The organism is Streptomyces sp. NBC_01520, assembly GCF_045040375.1.
GTDB lineage: Bacteria > Actinomycetota > Actinomycetes > Streptomycetales > Streptomycetaceae > Streptomyces.
The window spans coordinates 4,648,652-4,665,418 of the sequence record NZ_CP109404.1 but is presented as its reverse complement, the minus strand read 5'-3'; the positions used below and the strand labels follow the sequence as shown (position 1 = coordinate 4,665,418).

Below are 16,767 nucleotides of genomic sequence, written 5' to 3'. Positions count from 1 at the left end.
GAATAGTTCATGACCATGACCGGATGGCGACGCCTCACCCCTCTCCGCCCTTACAGAGTCCTCACAAGTACGGCGGCGGCCGGCGCATTGCTGATGACCGGTTGCGGTGTCATCCCTGGTGCCTCGGAGGGCTCCAGGGACACCGTCACCGTGATGACCTGGGCACCCGACACTCCAGGGGCTGCCGTGAACATGGCGGGCATGCCGGCCATGGCGCGGACCTACGCCAGCTGGATCAACGAGCAGGGCGGGATCGACGGGCACGAACTGCGCGTGCTCACCTGCAACGAGGACGACAGTGCGACCGGGGCGTCGAAGTGCGCGCGGCAGGCGGTCGACGAGGACGTCGTCGCGGTCGTCGGCTCGTACAGCAGGTACGGGCGGGCGTTCCTGGCCCCGCTGGAGGCCGCCGGAATCCCGTACATCGGCGGGTACGGTGCCTCCGCGGACGAGTTCACCAGCTATCTCTCCTACCCGGTCAACGGCGGCCAGTCGGCACTCCTCGCGGGCAACGGGAAGCAGCTGGCGGCCAGTTGCGACCGGGTCTCGCTGGTGCGGCCGAACACGCTGGTCGGGGACGGAATGCCGGGCCTCGTCGATCTGAGCCTCACCCGGGCCGACCGGCCCGCGTCGTTCGACATCAGGGCGCCCGAGGAGGCCACGTCGTACGAATCCCAGGCGGCCAAGGCGCTGGAGGAGGCGGGCGACGGCTGCGTGACCGCGGTGCTCGGCAAGGGCACGGAGACGTTCTTCGACTCGTTCCGCCGCCTCGAACCCGAGGACAGCGACGTACGCATCTCGTCCGTGCTCGGCAGCGTCGGGCAGCCGCTCATCGACCGTACGGGCGGCCGGAACAGCCCGTTCGAGGGGGCGTACATCACCGGCTGGTACCCGGAGTCGGGCGACGCCCGCTGGAAGCCGATGCGCCAGGTGATCCGGAAGCACGCGTTCGGCGACGACCGGATCGACCCCGAGGACACGGGTGTGCAGACCACCTGGATCGCGTACACCGCGCTCAAGGCGGTCATCGAGGCGCTGGACCAGGAGACGATCACGGCGGGCGCGGTGTCCGTCAGCCTCAACCGTGGCACCGAGGTGGACACCGGCGGGCTCACGCCGGTCCTGCGCTGGCGCTTCCAGGACACGGTGGGCTCGGCCGCGTATCCGCGCATCGTCAACGGCAAGGTGACGTTCCAGGTGGTCCGTGAGGGGCGCCTGGTCGCCGACAAGAAGGGCTTCGTCGATGTGACGGAGACCTTGGTGGACGCCCGTATCAGGGGCTGAACCGAGGGCTGATCCACCGCACGGAAACGGCCTCCGTCCCCCACCCGGGGACGGAGGCCGTTTCCGTGCGGTCAGAGCTCGGTCGGGGCGCGCTTGGTCAGCGCCCACTTCTCCGCGATGGAGTTCCACAGCCCCGAGGCCTTCTGCTTCTCCCGGGTGGCCACGCCGCTCGACGCGTTGGCCTTGGCCTTCTCGTCGGTCGACCTGGCCTTGCCGCCCTTGCAGACCTTCTTGTTGTTCTTGGCCTGGCCGGCCCAGGCCGCGTAGTGGTCGTCGGCCTCCGCCGAGGCCTGCCAGGCCGCGGTCAGCGCGGCCTTCAGCTCGGCGTTGGAGGGCAGTTGGTCGATGCTCAGCCCTTCGAGCCTGGTCACCAGATCGCGGCGCTGCGTGGCCGCGCCGCGCAGATCGGTGGCCGCCTGGTCCAGCGCCTGACAGTTCTCGATCCTGGCCACGGCGCTGATCACCGCCGCACGGCTGTTGTTGCTGTCGGCGAGCAGCTTGTCGAGCCCCTGGGCCTGCGCCTCGGCGGGGTCGGCCGCCTGGCCGGTGGCCTCACCCGTGGGTGAACTCTGCGCGGCCACCGGCTGCTTGTCGTCCCCGGACTTCTCGTCGCCGCCGCTCAGCAGGGCGCCCGCGCCCAGTCCGATGACGGCGCAGCCGACGACCACGGCGGCGATCAGCGGGATGTGCGAGGACCGTCTGCGCGGCGCCCCGCCGCCCTCGCGCTCGCCCTGCGCGCTCTGGACGCCCTGCAGCCCTGACTGGAACGGCTGGGCCCCCTGCGGCGGCTGCTGCCCGTGCGCGCCCTGGTGCTGCTGATACGGCGGCTGGTGCGGGGGCTGCTGGTGCTGCGGAGCCTGCTGGTGCTGCGGAGCCTGCTGGTGCGGGGGGCCGACCTGGGGCATCTGCTGCGTGGCGCCCGCGGGCCCCTCGTTGCGGAACAGGTTGTCGAACTCGGCGGGCGGCTGCCGGTCGCCGGGGGTTCCGGGCCGGATGCCGTACGGGGCGCCGCCTGGCACCGGGGGTATGTACTGGGTCGCGTCGGCGTCGGCCGCCTGCGCGGGCGGGGCCGACTGCCCGAGGTACCGGGTGGATTCCGCGGGGTGCTCGGGCGGCATCCCGCCGGGCACGGGGGCGATGTACTGCGTGGCGTCCGCGTCCCCGCCCGCTGCCATGCCGGGCACGGCCTCCGGCGGCAGGGGCTGGGCGTACGGCTGCTGCCCCTGCTGCTCGTACGGGGCCTGCGGGGCACCGTACGACTGCTGCGGGGGCTCATAGGGCTGCTGCTGGTCCTGCGGGGGCCCGTACGACTGCTGGGGCGGGTACCCGTACGCGTCCGGCCGGGGCTGCTCGGGCGGCAGCTGCCCCGGGGCGTGGCCGTCCTGGTGCGCGGCCGGCCCCCACCAGGGCCCACCCCACGGCTGCCCGCCTGCGGGGGCCGCAGGGTCGGCCGCCTGGCCGCCCGCGGTCCAGGGTGCGCCGCCCTCCGCGGGCAGCACGACACCTTCGTGCGTGGGCCGTACAGCAGGGAGCTGCTCGTCACCCTGTCCGCTCTGCGTCACCGGGACTCCTACATGTGAACCAACGGAATCGTCGCCTCACGCTACCGGGTGGCCACCGCCCCGCGCCAAGCGCCCGGGGGCGCTCACCACCCCTTCACACAGCGGGTAACACGCAGCGCCCTCCGACGCTGTTCGTGGTCAACTCATCGAATCGGCAGCTCAGGCGGCCTGGAGCTCCATCCGCGCACCGAACTCCCGGACCGCGGGCGTCTCCCCGAACGGCACGAGCCGCTGCTGGAGGTCATCAAGATATTCAGCACCCCGGCTGGACCGCACCGTGCCCAGCAGTTCCATCGCCCGCAGCCCCGTGTGGCACGCCTGCTCCACCTCGCGCTGCTGCACCTGCGCCGTGGCCAGCAGCACCAGGCCGATGCCGCGGCGCCGGGTCCGGGCCTGCGGGAGGGCCGCCAGGGCCTCCTTCGCCCGGCGCGCGGCCGGCTCCGCCTGCCCCAGGTCGCGGTGGCAGTGCGCGAGCTCGTCCGCCAGATAACCGGCGTCGAAGTGGGCGATCCAGGAAGGGTCGTCGCCGGTGTCCGCGTCGGCCTGTTCCAGGGCCGCCACCGCCCGGCCGGCCACCGCCTGGCACGTTCGGGCGTCCCCCATCAGCGCGTGGCCCCGGGCCTCCGCCGCGTGGAACATCGCCTCCGCGCGCGGTGTCACCCGCCCCCGCGCACCCTCCTGCGCGGCCCGCGCCAGCTGGGCGATCTCCCGTGGATTGCCGAGCTGGGCGGCGAGATGACTCATCGACGCGGCCAGCACATAACCCCCGTACGCCCGGTCGCCCGCGGCCTGGGCCAGGCGCAGCGCCTGGATGTAGTACCGCTGGGCCAGGCCCGGCTGACCGGTGTCGACAGCCATGTACCCGGCGAGCTCGGTGAGTCGGGCGGCGGCGCCGAACAGCTCCCGGCCCACCGATTCGCGGTACGCCCCGGAAAGCAGCCCGGACACCACACTGTTGAGGTAGTGGACCAGGACGGGCCGCACGTGCCCGCTGCCGAAGCGGTGGTCCAGGTCGACGAGCGCGGCCGTCATCGCGCGCACCGCCTCCACGTCCGGCATCCCGACCCGGGCCCCCGCGGTGCGTGCCACCTGCGGGTCGGCGCCCGTGATCAGCCAGTCGCGGCTGGGCTCGACCAGCGCGGACGCCGCCACAGCCGACCCGGACAGCAGGTCGCGCCGGCCGACGTCGCTGCGCCACAGCTCGCAGACCTGCTCGATCGCGCCGATCACGGTGGGCGCGAACTGCAGACCGACTGCGGAGGCCAGGTTCTTGCCGTTGGCCATGCCGATCTCGTCGATCGTGACCGTACGGCCGAGCTTGCGGCCGAGCGCCTCGGCGATGATTCCCGGCGCCCTGCCGCGTGGTTGCTGTCCGCGCAGCCAGCGGGCCACGGAGGTCTTGTCGTAACGGAGGTCGAGCCCCCGCTCGACTCCGACCATGTTGACGCGTCGGGCGAGGCCCGCGTTGGAACAGGCCGCCTCCTGGATGAGCGTCTGGAGTCGTTCGTTCGGCTGGCGGGCGACGAGAGGCCTGGCTGCCATGTTTCCCCCTGGGACCGCGGTGATCATTGGAAGGATCACTGCCCGGCATATGGACAAGAAATGCGCATATTCATCTGTATTGGGTACGAGCGGTGGCGAGTTGGCACAGTCCTGCAAGGGGTTACCCGCCGTTCGGTGCACTGCCTCTTGCGCGCCCCCGCCCATGCCTCCGTGCGCCCCGCGTGCAGGATCGATCCGCCGTTACCGGCGTCCGTAACCCCGGGTGGCGCCGGAAGTTGTTGTCGTCTGCCATCGAGACGTCAGCGGAGTGTGCCACTGGATGTCAGTGGTTCTGCCATGAGGTGTGTCAGTAGGTGCTGACGTCGTCGGCGTCGGTGAGGCGGAGTCCGTAGCGGACGTCGTCGGCCAGGACGGCGGTGCCGTCGCCGACGACGACCAGGAGCCCGGCGTCGAGCAGGCCCGCGACGGTGGCCGCGGTCGGCTCCTCGGGATCGGTGGAGACGGCGCCCTCATAGGACGCCTGGAACAGCACGGCCGCGTCCTGACTGCTGAGGACGTCGCGTTGGAGCGGCCGGTAGTGCGCGTCACTCGGGTGGCGCCACGGCTCGGTGTGGTTGGCGGGGTGGACCCAGTTCATCTGCCGCTCGGTGAGGACGTCCAGGCGCAGGCTGAGGGTGAAGTGGGCAGGGGCCGCGCGCCGCAGGGCGTACGGCCCGGCGAGGTGGGGGTAGGCCCAGGCGCGTTCGATGGCGTCGCTGACGCGGTCGAGGTCCCAGTTGAGGCACTCGGCGAGGAAGTCGGCGGTGAGCGGGCGGCCGGCGTGGGCGAGCGCGTTGAGGACGGCGACGGCGTCCGTGTCGGTGCCGGGGGCGGGCTCGGTGGGGAACTGGGCGTCGAAGTAGCGGGGGTGGTCGTAGACCTGGGCGGCGTACGGGGTGAGGTCGCCGGGGTGGAGATCGAGGCGGCGGGCGAGTTCGAGGACGACGTGCAGCGGCTGGTTGGGCAGGTCCGGGCGTTTCTGACGGGTTGGGGTTTTTGAGTGAGTTGTTGAAGATTCTGAAGGTTCGTCAGACCTGGGATTCTCCATCCGGTTGACTGGTCGGTAGTTCGCCGCAGTCGTGGGTGTAGAGCCAGGCCGTGGCCTTCTCGTAGAAGAGGCGGACCGCCACTGGCATCACAAGGTCGCGCATCCGCCGCGTGAGCGGGCCGGCCGTCTTGGCGTCGCGGTTGTCCGAGGCCGCCTTGGCCATCTTGGCCATGCGGGCCGAGCGAGCGGTCTCGTATGCCGAGAGGGCGGCCGCCGCCGAGGGCTCTGTAGCCAGTGACTGCGCCAGGACCAGTGCGTCCTCCAAGGCCATTGACGCGCCCTGCCCCGCACCGACGGGGTGTCCCGCGTCGCCGAGCAGCGCGATGCGGTCGTTGTGGCGGACCGGGACTGCGTCGAGTCTGTGCATCAGGGTGGGTCGGTGCAGTTCTGTGGTGGCCTCAAGGATCGCGGACGGCGCCTGTTCGTGCCGGTAGAGCGCGGCGAGGCGGCGCAGCCATTCCTCGTCGGTGAGGCTGAGCTCCGGCTGTGCGGGGCAGGAGACCTGGGCCGACCACCAGACCTTGCCCCCGGGGGCAGCGAGGTGGATGAAGGCGCCGTTGCGGGCGAAAGTCAGGTTGAAGACGCCGGGTTCGGTCGCGATGCCATCGGCGATGCCCGAGATGCTGTAGAGGCCGGCGTACTCGGGGGTGGGTGCGTCCGGGTCGAGCAGTGACCGGGTGGCCGACCAGATGCCGTCCGCGCCGATGAGCAGTGACGCCTCCGCCATCAGGCCACTCGCGAAGACCGCCCGTACGCCCTCTTCGATGGTGACCACATCCACCAGGCGCTCGCTGGTGACGATGACCGCCCCGGCCGCGAGTGCCTCCGCGCGCAGTGCCTCGACCAGCGCGCCCCGCATCAGGGTCACACTGTGCAGTTCGTCACTGCTCATCCGGCCCCGCGGGACATCCCCCAGCAGCTTGCCCGAGCTCGACCACATGCGCTGGTCCGGCATGTCGATCCCGGCCTGCTGGACCTGCTCCAGCACGCCGAGGGAGCGCAGCACCCGCAGTCCGTTGGACGCCAGGCTCAGGAACGAGCCCACCTGGCCTGCCGGTTCGGTGTACGCCTCGTACACCGTGACCTTCACGCCGAGCCGCCGCAGCGCGATCGCGCTCGCAGCTCCGGCCACTCCGCCGCCGATGACGATGACGTTCACGCATGCCCCCCTGAATCGGAATTCATTGAATCTAAATTCATCGAATGAGGGTTCACTATGATGACAGGGGAGGCCACATGTCAAGCCCGAGAAGGAGCCCCGCCGCCATGGGCGTACGCAAGGAGAAGGCCGCCGAGACCGAGGCGGCGCTGAAGGACGCGGCACGACGACTGTTCGCCGAGCGCGGCTATCTCGACACGAAGATCACCGACATCACCCGCGAAGCCGGACGCGCCACGGGCTCCTTCTACGCCCACTTCGCGGACAAGAACGCCCTGCTCGGGGCCCTGCTACAGGATTTGGACGCGCAGGCCGACGCGGAGATCGGCGCGGACGGGCACCCCGCCGATCACGATCTGACCGACCGCGAGCAGCTGCGCGAGCATTTGGCCGTGACCTGGCGGGTGATCCGTGACCATCTGCCGGTGGTCGTGGCCCTGGTGCAGACGAACTTCGCCGGCCCGCCCCGCGAGGGCCGCGCATGGGCCAACCTGACCGAGGAGACGAGCACCCTCCGCGAGCACTTGGACTGGCTCCGCCAGCGCGGCCACCAGCTCCCGGGCGACCCCGCGCTGGTCGCCGCGGCCATGGGAGCGATGATCTCGATGCTCGGGTTCGCGGTCATCACCGCAGGGGAAGACGGCCCGCAGGTCACCGACGAGGAGATCGTCGACACCCTCACCGCCCTGCTGCTGCACGGCCTGGCCGGCCCCGGGGCGGGCACGAGCTGACCGTCCAGTGGGCCCGTCGCCCCACCCCGACGAACCGGTGGCTGCCCGACGCGGAGGAGCTGATCAGCCCGCTCGCCTACGCCTGCGCACGTGAAGCGGCAGACGCCCGTACGCGCCTTTCGTAGGGTGGTCCCCACACGTGGGGCCATCGAAAGGCAGTGCCATGCCGGACCAGGCGGACAGCACGGGCGGGACGAGCGGGGCGGACGGTGCCTCCGTGGCGCCACCTGCCGTCCGGGTACAGGGACTGTGGAAGCGGTTCGGGGATCAGATAGCGGTCTCGGGGGTCGATCTGGAGTTGCCCGCAGGCAAGTTCATCGGTCTGGTCGGCCCCAACGGTGCGGGGAAGACGACCACGCTCTCCATGGTGACGGGGCTGCTCAGGCCGGACATGGGGAGCATCGAGGTCGGCGGTCACGACGTGTGGCGGGACCCGGTGGCGGTGAAGGCGCGGATCGGGGTCCTGCCGGAGGGGCTGCGGCTGTTCGATCGGCTCTCCGGGCGTGAACTCCTCGCCTACACCGGTCGGTTGCGGGGACTGCCGGGGGCCGAGGTGGACAAGCGGACCACCCAGCTGCTCGACGTCCTCGATCTGGCGGGGGCGCAGCACAAGCTGGTCGTGGACTACTCGACCGGGATGCGCAAGAAGATCGGTCTCGCGGCCGCGCTGCTGCACAATCCCGAAGTCCTCTTCCTCGACGAGCCGTTCGAGGGTGTGGATCCGGTGTCGGCGCAGACGATCCGCGGGGTTCTGGAGCGGTACACGCGCTCCGGGGCGACTGTGGTCTTCTCCAGCCATGTGATGGAGCTCGTCGAGTCGCTCTGCGACTGGGTGGCCGTCATGGCGGCGGGCCGGATCCGGGCCCGGGGCACCCTCGCGGAGGTACGTGGCGACGCGGCCTCGCTGCAGGACGCGTTCCTCGAACTGGTCGGGGCGGGCGCCCGGGACACCGGGGAGTCCCTGGACTGGCTGGGTGGCGCCCGATGACCGTCCTGGACAGCCCCGCGGGGCACGCCGTTCCGGCGGTCGGGGGTCAGGGCCTCGTGCCCGTCTTCGTACGGCTCAAGCTGACGCTGCTGCGCAACGGGCTGCGTCAGTCGTCCGGGCGACGTGCGGCCTACATCGCGTCCCTCGTCGTCACGCTGCTGCTCGCCGCGGGCCAGGTGGCCGGGCTGGTCGCGCTGCGTGGGCACGCACAGGCGGAGACGCTCGTGGTGCTGCTGACCGCGGTGGTGGCGCTCGGCTGGGCGGTGATGCCGCTGTTCTTCCCGAGCGGCGACGAGACCCTCGACCCGAGCCGGCTGGTCATGCTTCCGCTTCGGCCCCGCCCGCTGATCGGGGCGCTGCTGGTGTCCTCGCTGATCGGCATCGGGCCCCTCTTCACGCTCGCCCTGGCCATCGGTTCGGTGATCGCGGTGGCACGGGGTGCGGCGGCGGTGGTGGCCGCGGTCGTCGCCGTACCGCTGACGCTGCTGGTGTGTGTCGCGCTGGCCCGGTCCGTCGCCACGGCCAACGTCCGGTTGCTGACCTCCCGCAGGGGGCGCGATCTCGCGCTGCTCAGTGGGCTGGTGGTCGCGGTGGGCCTCCAGTTCGTCAGCTTCGGCGCGCAGCGTCTGGGGCGGGCGGGCGGCCTGTCCACGCTCGAACCGCTCGCGGACGTGGTCCGCTGGCTGCCGCCGGCCTCGGCGCTCGGCGCGGTGGGGTCCGCCTCCGAGGGGGCGTACGGGGCGGCCGTCGGGCAGGTGCTGCTCTCGGTGCTCGCGCTGGGGTCCTTGGTGTGGCTGTGGCAGCGGAGCCTGTCGAAGCTGATGACGTCGCCGGACGGCTCCACGATCGCCGCCGCCGCGGACCGCGGTGCCGGATCGGAACGTTCGGGACTCTTCGCGCTGCTGCCCGAGGGGCGTACGGGGGCGGCGACGGAGCGCAGTCTGCGGTACATCGCCCGGGACCCGAAGACGAAGGCGACGTGGGTGGCGGCGCTGGCGATCGGTCTGATCGTGCCGGTGCTCAACGCGGTGCAGGGGTCGGGCTCGGTCTATCTCGCCTGCTTCGCGGCCGGGATGCTCGGGATGCAGATGTACAACCAGTTCGGGCAGGACACCTCCGCGTTCTGGATGGTGGCGCTGTCGATCTCGTCCCCCCGGGACGCCTACGTCGAACTGCGGGCGCGGGCCCTGGCCCTGCTGCTGATCACCCTGCCCTACACGGTCCTGGTGACCGCGGTGACGGCGGCGGTGCTCGGGGACTGGGCGTCGCTCCCCGCGTCCATGGGGGTGTCCTTCGCCCTGCTCGGCGCGATGCTGGCGACGGGCGCGATGGCTTCGGCGCTGGTGCCGTACTCGATCCCGCAGGAGGGCGCGTTCAAGAACGTGGCGCCGGGCCAGGCGGGGCTCGCCTGGATCTCCATCCTCGGCGGGCTGGTGGCGTCCGCCCTGCTGTGCGCGCCCGTGATCTGGCTGACCGTCTGGCTGCATGTGGCGGATCTGCGGGGCTGGTTGTGGCTGCTGCTTCCGGTGGGAGCGGTGTACGGGGCGTTCGTCGGGTGGCTGGGGGTACGGCTCGCCGCGCCCCGTGCGGCGGCCCGGCTCCCGGAGATCCTGGCGGCGGTCAGCAAGGGCTGAGGGGGCGTGGGGCGCCGGTCCGCGAAGGCTGAGGACCGAGGGGGCCGGGGGCTACGGGATCGCGGGATCGGGGGCCGACGGGTCCCGGTCGTCCCGGTCACCCTTGCCGCCCGTCTCCCCGTCGTCCCGGTGGTCCTCGGTGAGCTGGTCCAGGAACGGCTCCACGGCGGTGCGCCAGCCCTCCGGCTGGTCGTAGTGGACGAGATGACCGGCGTCGGCCACCTCCGCGTACTGCCCGCGCGGCAGGACGCGGACCATCTCCTGGGCCTCCGCCCGGCCCAGCTCGCCGTCGATCCCGCGCAGGACCAGGGTGGGGCACCGCACCTGCGCCAGCTCCTCCCAGTGGGCGTCGTAGACCCAGGTGGCCCGGGAACGGAGCATCTGCGCGCGGGAGAAGACGGGCCGCCAGCCGTCGGCCCGCTCGGCCATGACCTCGGCGAAGAACTCGCCGCGGGACGGATTGGGCCGCTCCACCCAGGGGTCGTCCTCGCCGAACCACTTCCGCACGTCGGCGAGGGTCGCGAAGGGGACCGGCCATGCGTGGAACCAGTCCTCCCATTCGCGCTGCGAGGCGGCCCCGAGCGCGGAGGCCCGCATGTCGCAGATGATCAGGGCCTTCACGAGGTCCGGACGCTTCGCGGCGAGCTGCCAGGCGGTGAGTGCTCCCATCGAATGCCCGATGAGGACGACGGGGGCGAGGCCGAGCTGTTCGATCGCGGCCTCGGCGTCGGCCACGTACGCGTCCCGGGTGTACGGGCCCTCGGCCGGCTTGTCGCTGCGGCCGTGGCCGCGCTGGTCGAGGCCGACCGGGCGGTGCCGCTCGGAGAGCCAGCGGGCGGTGGAGGCCCAGTGCGCGGACCGGCCCATCAGCCCGTGCAGCAATAAGACCCCGGGGGCGCGCTCCGCCTCCGCGCGCCCTTTGGGCGAGTCGGCGAACTCCCAGGCCGCGAGGCGTAAGCCGTCGGATCCGGTCACATCAATGCGCCGCACCATAGGTTCTGGCACCCCCTTCTGGTTCTCGATCACCGTGTGGTCGCCTCCGCCAGACTATCGAACCTTTATTCGAACAGCGGGGTTCGGCTCGCAACATCCCACGTTCGAGTGACACCGCTCCAGGATTGACGGACGTCGCCGAGGGGAGACCTTCTCCGGGAAGCGGATCACTCGGGGACAGGGGTCCGCGGGGACTGACCTCGAGAGCTCGGGGCTCCAGGTCAGCGCAGGGGAGGACCGGCCCCGGCACCTTCGGGCGCCGGGGCCGCCCCCTGTTCCGGAACAGATCGGTCCACGCGCACGCGGGACCCCGGGGGCATCTCGCCGGCTCCGTACGGCGTGGCTCCGGGCGACGTCCCGCCGACTCCGGACAGCGTCCTGGCCGCTCCGGGCGTCCTGACCGCCCCGGGCGGCGTCCTGCCCGCTCCAGGCGGCGCCCTGCCCGCCCCGTACGGCGTCTCGCCCGCTCCAGGCGGCGTCTCGCCCACCCCGTACGGCGATGAGGGCGGCCGGGATCCCGGCAGTCACCTCTCGGTGCACATGCCAGTACGACGGGCGCATTCCCTGCTCCCTCCCCGACCGCGAGGCAGACCCTGCCGGCACCCTCAGGTCATATGCCTGGCAACAGCCTGGCACGCGATTCGCCCGGCCGCTGCGATTCCGGACGGAAAACAGAAAGCGGGCGTAACCGGTTCACTTCTGCACGTGCATCTGCACCGGTGCCTGCAACTGCACCCAGGCACCGGTGACCGCATCCGCGCTGGTCAGCGCTTCGCGACGAAGACGTGCGAGGCGACCTCGTTGTCCAGCTCCGCCGCCTCTCCGCTGGAACCGACCAGCACGCCGCCGGCCGACTCGGTCACGCTGACGACCGAACCGGGCTGCACGCCCGCTCGTCGCAGCGCGTACATCAGCTGTGCGTCGGTCTGGATCGGCTCACCGATCCGGCGCACCACCACGGTCTTGCCCTCCGCGCCCGGGTCGAGCTCGGCCAGGCTCACCATGCTGTCGTCCAGGAAGGGATCGGCCTCGGCCTTCTCACCGAGCTCCTCCAGCCCCGGGATCGGGTTGCCGTACGGAGACTCCGTCGGGTGCCGCAGCAGCTCCAGGACGCGGCGCTCCACGGCCTCACTCATCACGTGCTCCCAGCGACAGGCCTCGGCGTGGACCTGCTCCCACTCCAGGCCGATCACGTCGACCAGCAGGCACTCGGCGAGCCGGTGCTTGCGCATCACCCGTGTCGCGAGGCGTCGTCCCTCCTCGGTCAGCTCCAGGTGGCGGTCGCCCGCGACCTGGACCAGCCCGTCCCGCTCCATGCGCGCCACCGTCTGGCTGACCGTCGGACCGCTCTGGTCCAGCCGTTCGGCGATCCGGGCGCGCATCGGGACCACGCCTTCCTCTTCGAGCTCGAGGATGGTGCGGAGGTACATCTCCGTTGTGTCGATCAGTCCGGACATACGTGCCCCTCGATGCTGTGACATGAAAATCGTCGTGCGATGGCCCTCCACCAATTCTGACGCATACGGCCGACAACCGTGCCGCGCCGTCGGAAGCATCTCCACGGGAGCGGTGCCGGCGGTTGACAGGTCACTGGTCCAGACCGCAACGTGAGCCGCGGCACAGACTCCCCACCCCCGTAGGAAAGGCCTCCTCGATGAGCGACAGCAAGCTCGCCGGTCAGTTCTTCGACGCCGCGATCGGCCTGCTGGAGCGTGTACGTGACGAGGAGGCGGGATCCGTCGCGGCCGCGGGCGCCGCCATCGCCGACACGGTCGCCGCGGGCGGCCGGCTGTTCGCCTTCGGCGCCGGGCACTCCTCGCTGGCCGCGCAGGACGTCGTCTACCGGGCGGGCGGGCTCGCCCTGATGAACCTGCTCGCCGTGCCCGGCACGCTCGGCGTCGACGTCATGCCGGCCACGCTCGGCTCCGCGCTGGAGCGGGTGGACGGGCTCGCCGGAGCGGTGCTCGACTCCAGCCCCGCGAAGTCCGGCGACCTCCTCGTGATCATCTCCCTGTCCGGGCGCAACGCGCTGCCCGTGGAGATGGCGCAGAACGCGCGGGCGCTCGGGCTGACGGTCATCGGGGTCACGTCGGTCGCGTACGCGACGGGCACCCGGTCGCGGCACGCCTCGGGGGGATTCCTGCGGGACCACTGCGACATCGTGCTCGACAGCAAGATCGCGATCGGCGACGCGGAGCTGACGGCTGAGGGCGTCGAGGCGCCGTTCGCGCCCGCGTCGACGGTGGTCACCAGTGCGCTGATGCAGGCGATGATGGCCACCGCGGCGGAGGAACTGGTCACCCGGGGGATCGAGCCGCCGTTGCTGCGGTCGGGGAATGTGGACGGCGGGCATGAGTGGAACGGGCGGGTGATGCGGGAGTACGGGGACCGGATCTTCTACCGGCACTGAGTCCTGGGGCGGGCCCCCTGCCCTCAAGCGCCGGACGGGCTGGGATTGCGTCCGTGACCGCCCGACGCGACCGCACCCCGGACCGCCTGCACGGTTCCGTCCTCAACTGCCGGACGGGCCGGATCTGCCGGGCGGGTCGGGGGTGGCCGGGCGGGCGTGGTGGCCGAAGCCTGTTGTCAGGTGGGCCAGGTCTATCGCCGAGGCGACCCGGACCGCCACGCTCTCCGCGTACATCGCGTCCGGGCGTTCGAACGCGCTGCGGTTCGCCGCGCGCAGGAACGTCACCACGCCCAGCGTCCGCCCCCGGCTCCGCAGCACCGCGCACAGGGCGTGCACCGAGTCGCGGGGCCACTGGCGCTCCACCGCCCATGCCTCGCCCGTCCCGGTCCGCGCGCTGGCCCGGACCGACCCCGTGCGCTCCACCGCCTGCAGGGCCGGGTGTCCCGCCCCGTACCGCGCCGGGATCGCGCCCCCGGACACCGGCAGGCAGGGGCCCGGCGCGTCGGCCGGGGTCGCGGCGGCCCGTACCAGCCGCTCCCCCGCCAGCAGGTCCACCACGACGTGGTCGGCGAACCCGGCCAGGGCGTAGTCCAGCGAGGAGGTCGCCGCCTCCACGGGGTCCTCGCACTCGGCGGCCTGCCGGGCCGCCCGGTGCAGCTGGTTCGACCGGAAGCGCACCCGGTCCGCCTCCTGCTCCGCGAGCTTCGCCGCCGTCACGTCCCGGAACAGCCAGCCGACGCCCAGTGGAACCGGTTCCTCGGCGAGCGGCGAGGCCAGCCGCAGGAACCCGCTGCGCCAGCAGCGCCGCCGGTCGCCGTCCGCCGTCCGCAGCGTCACCCACAGCTCCGTGGGAGCGGACGGGGCGCCTTCCGCGAGCACGTGCTGCAGCGCGCCCTCCAGGTCTTCCACCCCCTGCACGACGAGCTCACCCAGCGGACGCCCCAGCAGCGCCGTACGCCCGCCGCCCAGCGCCCGTGCCGCGTAGGAGTTGACGACGGTGGGCCGCAGATCGACGTCGACCAGGACCACGCCCCACGACGCGTCCTCGAACAGCGCCTCGCTCAGCGCGATGGACCGCTCCAGGTCGATCTGCGCGTGCACCTCGCTGAACGCGCAGTACACCCCGGCCGGCTTCCCGTCCTCGCCGCGCACGCCCGACGACTGGGTCCGTACGAGCACCCGCCCGCCGTCCTTGCGCAGCAGCGCGAATTCGTGGACCTGCCGGCCGGGGGCCTCCATCGCGGCCATCAGCCGCCCCTGCACGTCCCCGGCGTCGGCGCTCCGTACCGCCCATCCGGCGAACCCCGTCCGCCCGACGGCCTCCGCCGCGGACCAGCCGAGGATCCGTTCGGCCTCGCGGTTCCAGTGGGTGATCGCGCCGTGCGCGTCGAACGCGCAGAGCGCGGCGTCCATCCCGTCGAGCAGCGCCGCGAGCAACCGGGACCCCGGGACCGCTCCCGGGGGCTCGCGCCCCGGGTCCTCGTCGGGCCCGATCGCGTCCGTGGTGCCGCTGCTCCTGGAAGCACTCACTCCGTACCTCCCGCAGGACGTATTCCGCATTGCCGCACGTCAGACCATTGAACTCGAACGTGAGCCACCGCACAGCCACTTCCCGGAAATCCGGCGGCCATCCGATCTCCGATAAATGACTTGTGCGCCCCGGGGAGGGTTCCTAGGCTGTGGTCACACGTTGAAAGGAGGTGATCCGAAAAGTGCAGTCTTATCGGATTCGTGAGGTGGCTGCGGGCTGACAGCCCGTCGTCGCACACCGTGCACCTCGGCAGGCTGTTCTGCCGAAACCCAAGCAGTCACCGACCCGCAGGCTCGCCGGTAAGTCCGGCCGGCTCCTCCGCAAGGAGGGACCAGAGCCTGCGGGTTTCTGCGTGTCCGGGGCCGGTGGCCCCGGCCGTCAGTACTGCTCGGACTGGCCGCCGTCGATCGGGACGACCGTCGCGTTGATGAAGCCCGACTCCTCGGAGAGCAGGAACGCCACCAGGTGGCCGACCTCCTCCGGCCTGCCGAAACGCTTCATCGGGTTGCCGCTGACGAAGGCCGCGCCGGCCTGCTCCCAGTTGTCCTCGTCGATCTGCTTGAGCGAGGCCTCGACCATCGGGGTCATGATGGCTCCGGGCGCGATCGCCTTGACCGAGACGCCGAACTGCCCGTACTCCACACCGGAGTTCCGGGTGAGGCCGACGACGCCGTGCTTGGCCGCCGCGTAACCGGACTGGTTGCCCACGCCCCGTATGCCGCCGACGGAGGCCGTGTTCACGACGGAGCCGGAGCCCTGGCCCTTCATGACGGGGAGCACGTACTTGAGGCCGAGGAACACCCCGCGGAGGTTGATCGACACGACACGGTCGAATTCGTCCGTACCGAAGTCCTGCGTGAGGTTCTGCCTGCCCTCGATGCCGGCGTTGTTGAAGAAGCCGTCGATACGCCCGAACGCCTCGACCGTGGCGGAGACGTACCGCTGCGAGTCGGCCTCGGAGCTGACGTCGGCGGTGATCCGAAGGACCTCCGTGCCGGGTGCGGCCTTCTCGACCTCGGCCGCCGTGTCCGCGAGGCCCTGCTCGCTGACGTCGACGAGGGCCAGCTTGGCGCCTTCCGACGCGACCCGCACGGCCGCCGCGCGGCCGAGACCGGAGCCACCGCCGGTGATGAGGACGACCTTGCCGCTGAACCGGTTTTCCATGATGAACCTCCACGCTGAGATATGCCGAGTGGCACTAGACTAGACAGTACGTACAGTCTAAATATTCCGGCTGTGTCCGCCCGTCCCGTACCCGGAGGTCCCATGGCCGACCACCCCGCCGCATCACGCCCCCGGCGCGGCCCCCGCCGCGATCCGGAGGCCCACGAGGCCGTCCTGACCGCCGCCCGCGAGCTGGTGGCCGAGCTGGGCTACAAGGGTGTGACGATGGACCGCATCGCCTCGCGTGCCGGGGTGGCCCGGATGACGGTCTACCGCTGGTGGCCGAACAAGGCGGCGGTGATCACCGAGGCGGTCGCCGACAGGCTGGCTCCGGGCCCGGCCCCCGACACCGGTGACGTGCGGGAGGACGCGCTGCTCTGGCTGCGCGGCCTGGTGCGCACCCTGACCCTGCTCGGCGACCCCAGCGTGGTGACGGGTGCGCTGACCGAGCGCGGGGAACCCGGGCGGGCCGAGCTGCGGGATCTCCTCAAGGCGCACGCCGAACCGGCCGGGAAGCTGATGCGGAACGGCGTGGCCCGGGGCGGGCTGCCGGACGGGCTGCCGTTGGACGCGATCGTGGACAGCTGGATCGGTTACGTCGTGTACCGGACGGTGTTCCTGGGGCAGGAGATCACCGAGGCCGACCTCCTCGGTCTCGTACGCCTGCTGCCGCCGCCTCCCGGACCGGCCGGCGCATCGGGCGGGGAGGCGGGCTGACGGG

General features: G+C 71.8%; 14 protein-coding genes and 1 pseudogene. 7 read left to right on the top strand and 8 right to left on the bottom strand.

The annotated features are described in order from the left end of the window. Positions 1-15 precede the first annotated feature (15 nt). Positions 16-1,284 (top strand): ABC transporter substrate-binding protein, encoded by a 1,269-nt coding sequence (locus OG524_RS21215; protein WP_405393134.1) that lies wholly within the window; start codon positions 16-18, stop codon positions 1,282-1,284. Positions 1,285-1,355: 71 nt separating this feature from the next. On the opposite strand, the gene OG524_RS21210 is transcribed toward OG524_RS21215, so the two are convergent. From OG524_RS21210 to OG524_RS21195, 4 genes are all read right to left on the bottom strand, one after another. Next, entirely contained in the window at positions 1,356-2,846 is a 1,491-nt protein-coding gene (locus OG524_RS21210; RefSeq protein WP_405811509.1) for a hypothetical protein, read from the bottom strand. Positions 2,847-3,005: 159 nt separating this feature from the next. Further along, entirely contained in the window at positions 3,006-4,388 is a 1,383-nt protein-coding gene (locus OG524_RS21205) for a transcriptional regulator (RefSeq protein WP_405389270.1), read from the bottom strand. Positions 4,389-4,695: 307 nt separating this feature from the next. Next, the gene (locus OG524_RS21200; protein WP_405811508.1) at positions 4,696-5,436 is read right to left on the bottom strand and encodes a hypothetical protein; all 741 of its coding nucleotides are present in this window, start codon (positions 5,434-5,436) and stop codon (positions 4,696-4,698) included. Continuing rightward, positions 5,417-6,595, bottom strand: coding sequence for an FAD-dependent oxidoreductase (locus OG524_RS21195; protein WP_405389272.1), 1,179 nt, complete (start codon positions 6,593-6,595; stop codon positions 5,417-5,419). The genes OG524_RS21200 and OG524_RS21195 overlap by 20 nt, the downstream gene beginning before the upstream one ends. A gap of 107 nt (positions 6,596-6,702) precedes the next feature. Between OG524_RS21195 and OG524_RS21190 the strand changes: the two genes are divergently transcribed. From OG524_RS21190 to OG524_RS21175, 4 genes and pseudogenes are all read left to right on the top strand, one after another. Beyond that, entirely contained in the window at positions 6,703-7,326 is a 624-nt protein-coding gene (locus OG524_RS21190; RefSeq protein ID WP_405389273.1) for a TetR/AcrR family transcriptional regulator, read from the top strand. Next, positions 7,323-7,451, top strand: a pseudogene (locus OG524_RS21185) (DNA primase); the annotation flags it as partial. The gene OG524_RS21190 and the pseudogene OG524_RS21185, both read left to right, overlap by 4 nt. A 38-nt stretch (positions 7,452-7,489) precedes the next feature. After that, positions 7,490-8,314 (top strand): ABC transporter ATP-binding protein, encoded by an 825-nt coding sequence (locus OG524_RS21180; protein WP_405389274.1) that lies wholly within the window; start codon positions 7,490-7,492, stop codon positions 8,312-8,314. After that, the gene (locus OG524_RS21175; RefSeq protein ID WP_405811507.1) at positions 8,311-9,948 is read left to right on the top strand and encodes a transporter; all 1,638 of its coding nucleotides are present in this window, start codon (positions 8,311-8,313) and stop codon (positions 9,946-9,948) included. The genes OG524_RS21180 and OG524_RS21175 overlap by 4 nt, the downstream gene beginning before the upstream one ends. A 51-nt stretch (positions 9,949-9,999) precedes the next feature. Here OG524_RS21175 and OG524_RS21170 read toward each other — a convergent pair whose 3' ends face one another. Together OG524_RS21170 and OG524_RS21165 are read right to left on the bottom strand one after the other, a co-directional pair. Continuing rightward, on the bottom strand, positions 10,000-10,941 hold the full coding sequence (locus tag OG524_RS21170) for an alpha/beta fold hydrolase (RefSeq protein ID WP_405389276.1): 942 nt from the start codon (positions 10,939-10,941) through the stop codon (positions 10,000-10,002). Between the two features lie 764 nt (positions 10,942-11,705). Continuing rightward, complete coding sequence (locus OG524_RS21165; protein ID WP_405389277.1) at positions 11,706-12,398, bottom strand: metal-dependent transcriptional regulator; 693 nt, start codon at positions 12,396-12,398, stop codon at positions 11,706-11,708. A 197-nt stretch (positions 12,399-12,595) separates the two neighbouring features. Here OG524_RS21165 and OG524_RS21160 point away from each other — a divergent pair, with 197 nt between their 5' ends. Continuing rightward, positions 12,596-13,351, top strand: a complete 756-nt coding sequence (locus OG524_RS21160) for an SIS domain-containing protein (protein WP_405389278.1) — start codon at positions 12,596-12,598, stop codon at positions 13,349-13,351. Positions 13,352-13,453: 102 nt separating this feature from the next. Here the strand turns inward: OG524_RS21160 and OG524_RS21155 are convergent, their stop codons facing one another. Together OG524_RS21155 and OG524_RS21150 are read right to left on the bottom strand one after the other, a co-directional pair. Further along, positions 13,454-14,881, bottom strand: a complete 1,428-nt coding sequence (locus OG524_RS21155; RefSeq protein WP_405811506.1) for a PAS domain-containing protein — start codon at positions 14,879-14,881, stop codon at positions 13,454-13,456. Positions 14,882-15,260: 379 nt separating this feature from the next. Then, positions 15,261-16,046 (bottom strand): SDR family oxidoreductase, encoded by a 786-nt coding sequence (locus OG524_RS21150; RefSeq protein WP_405389280.1) that lies wholly within the window; start codon positions 16,044-16,046, stop codon positions 15,261-15,263. A gap of 102 nt (positions 16,047-16,148) precedes the next feature. Here OG524_RS21150 and OG524_RS21145 point away from each other — a divergent pair, with 102 nt between their 5' ends. Then, the gene (locus tag OG524_RS21145; protein WP_405811505.1) at positions 16,149-16,763 is read left to right on the top strand and encodes a TetR/AcrR family transcriptional regulator; all 615 of its coding nucleotides are present in this window, start codon (positions 16,149-16,151) and stop codon (positions 16,761-16,763) included. Positions 16,764-16,767: the final 4 nt, after the last annotated feature.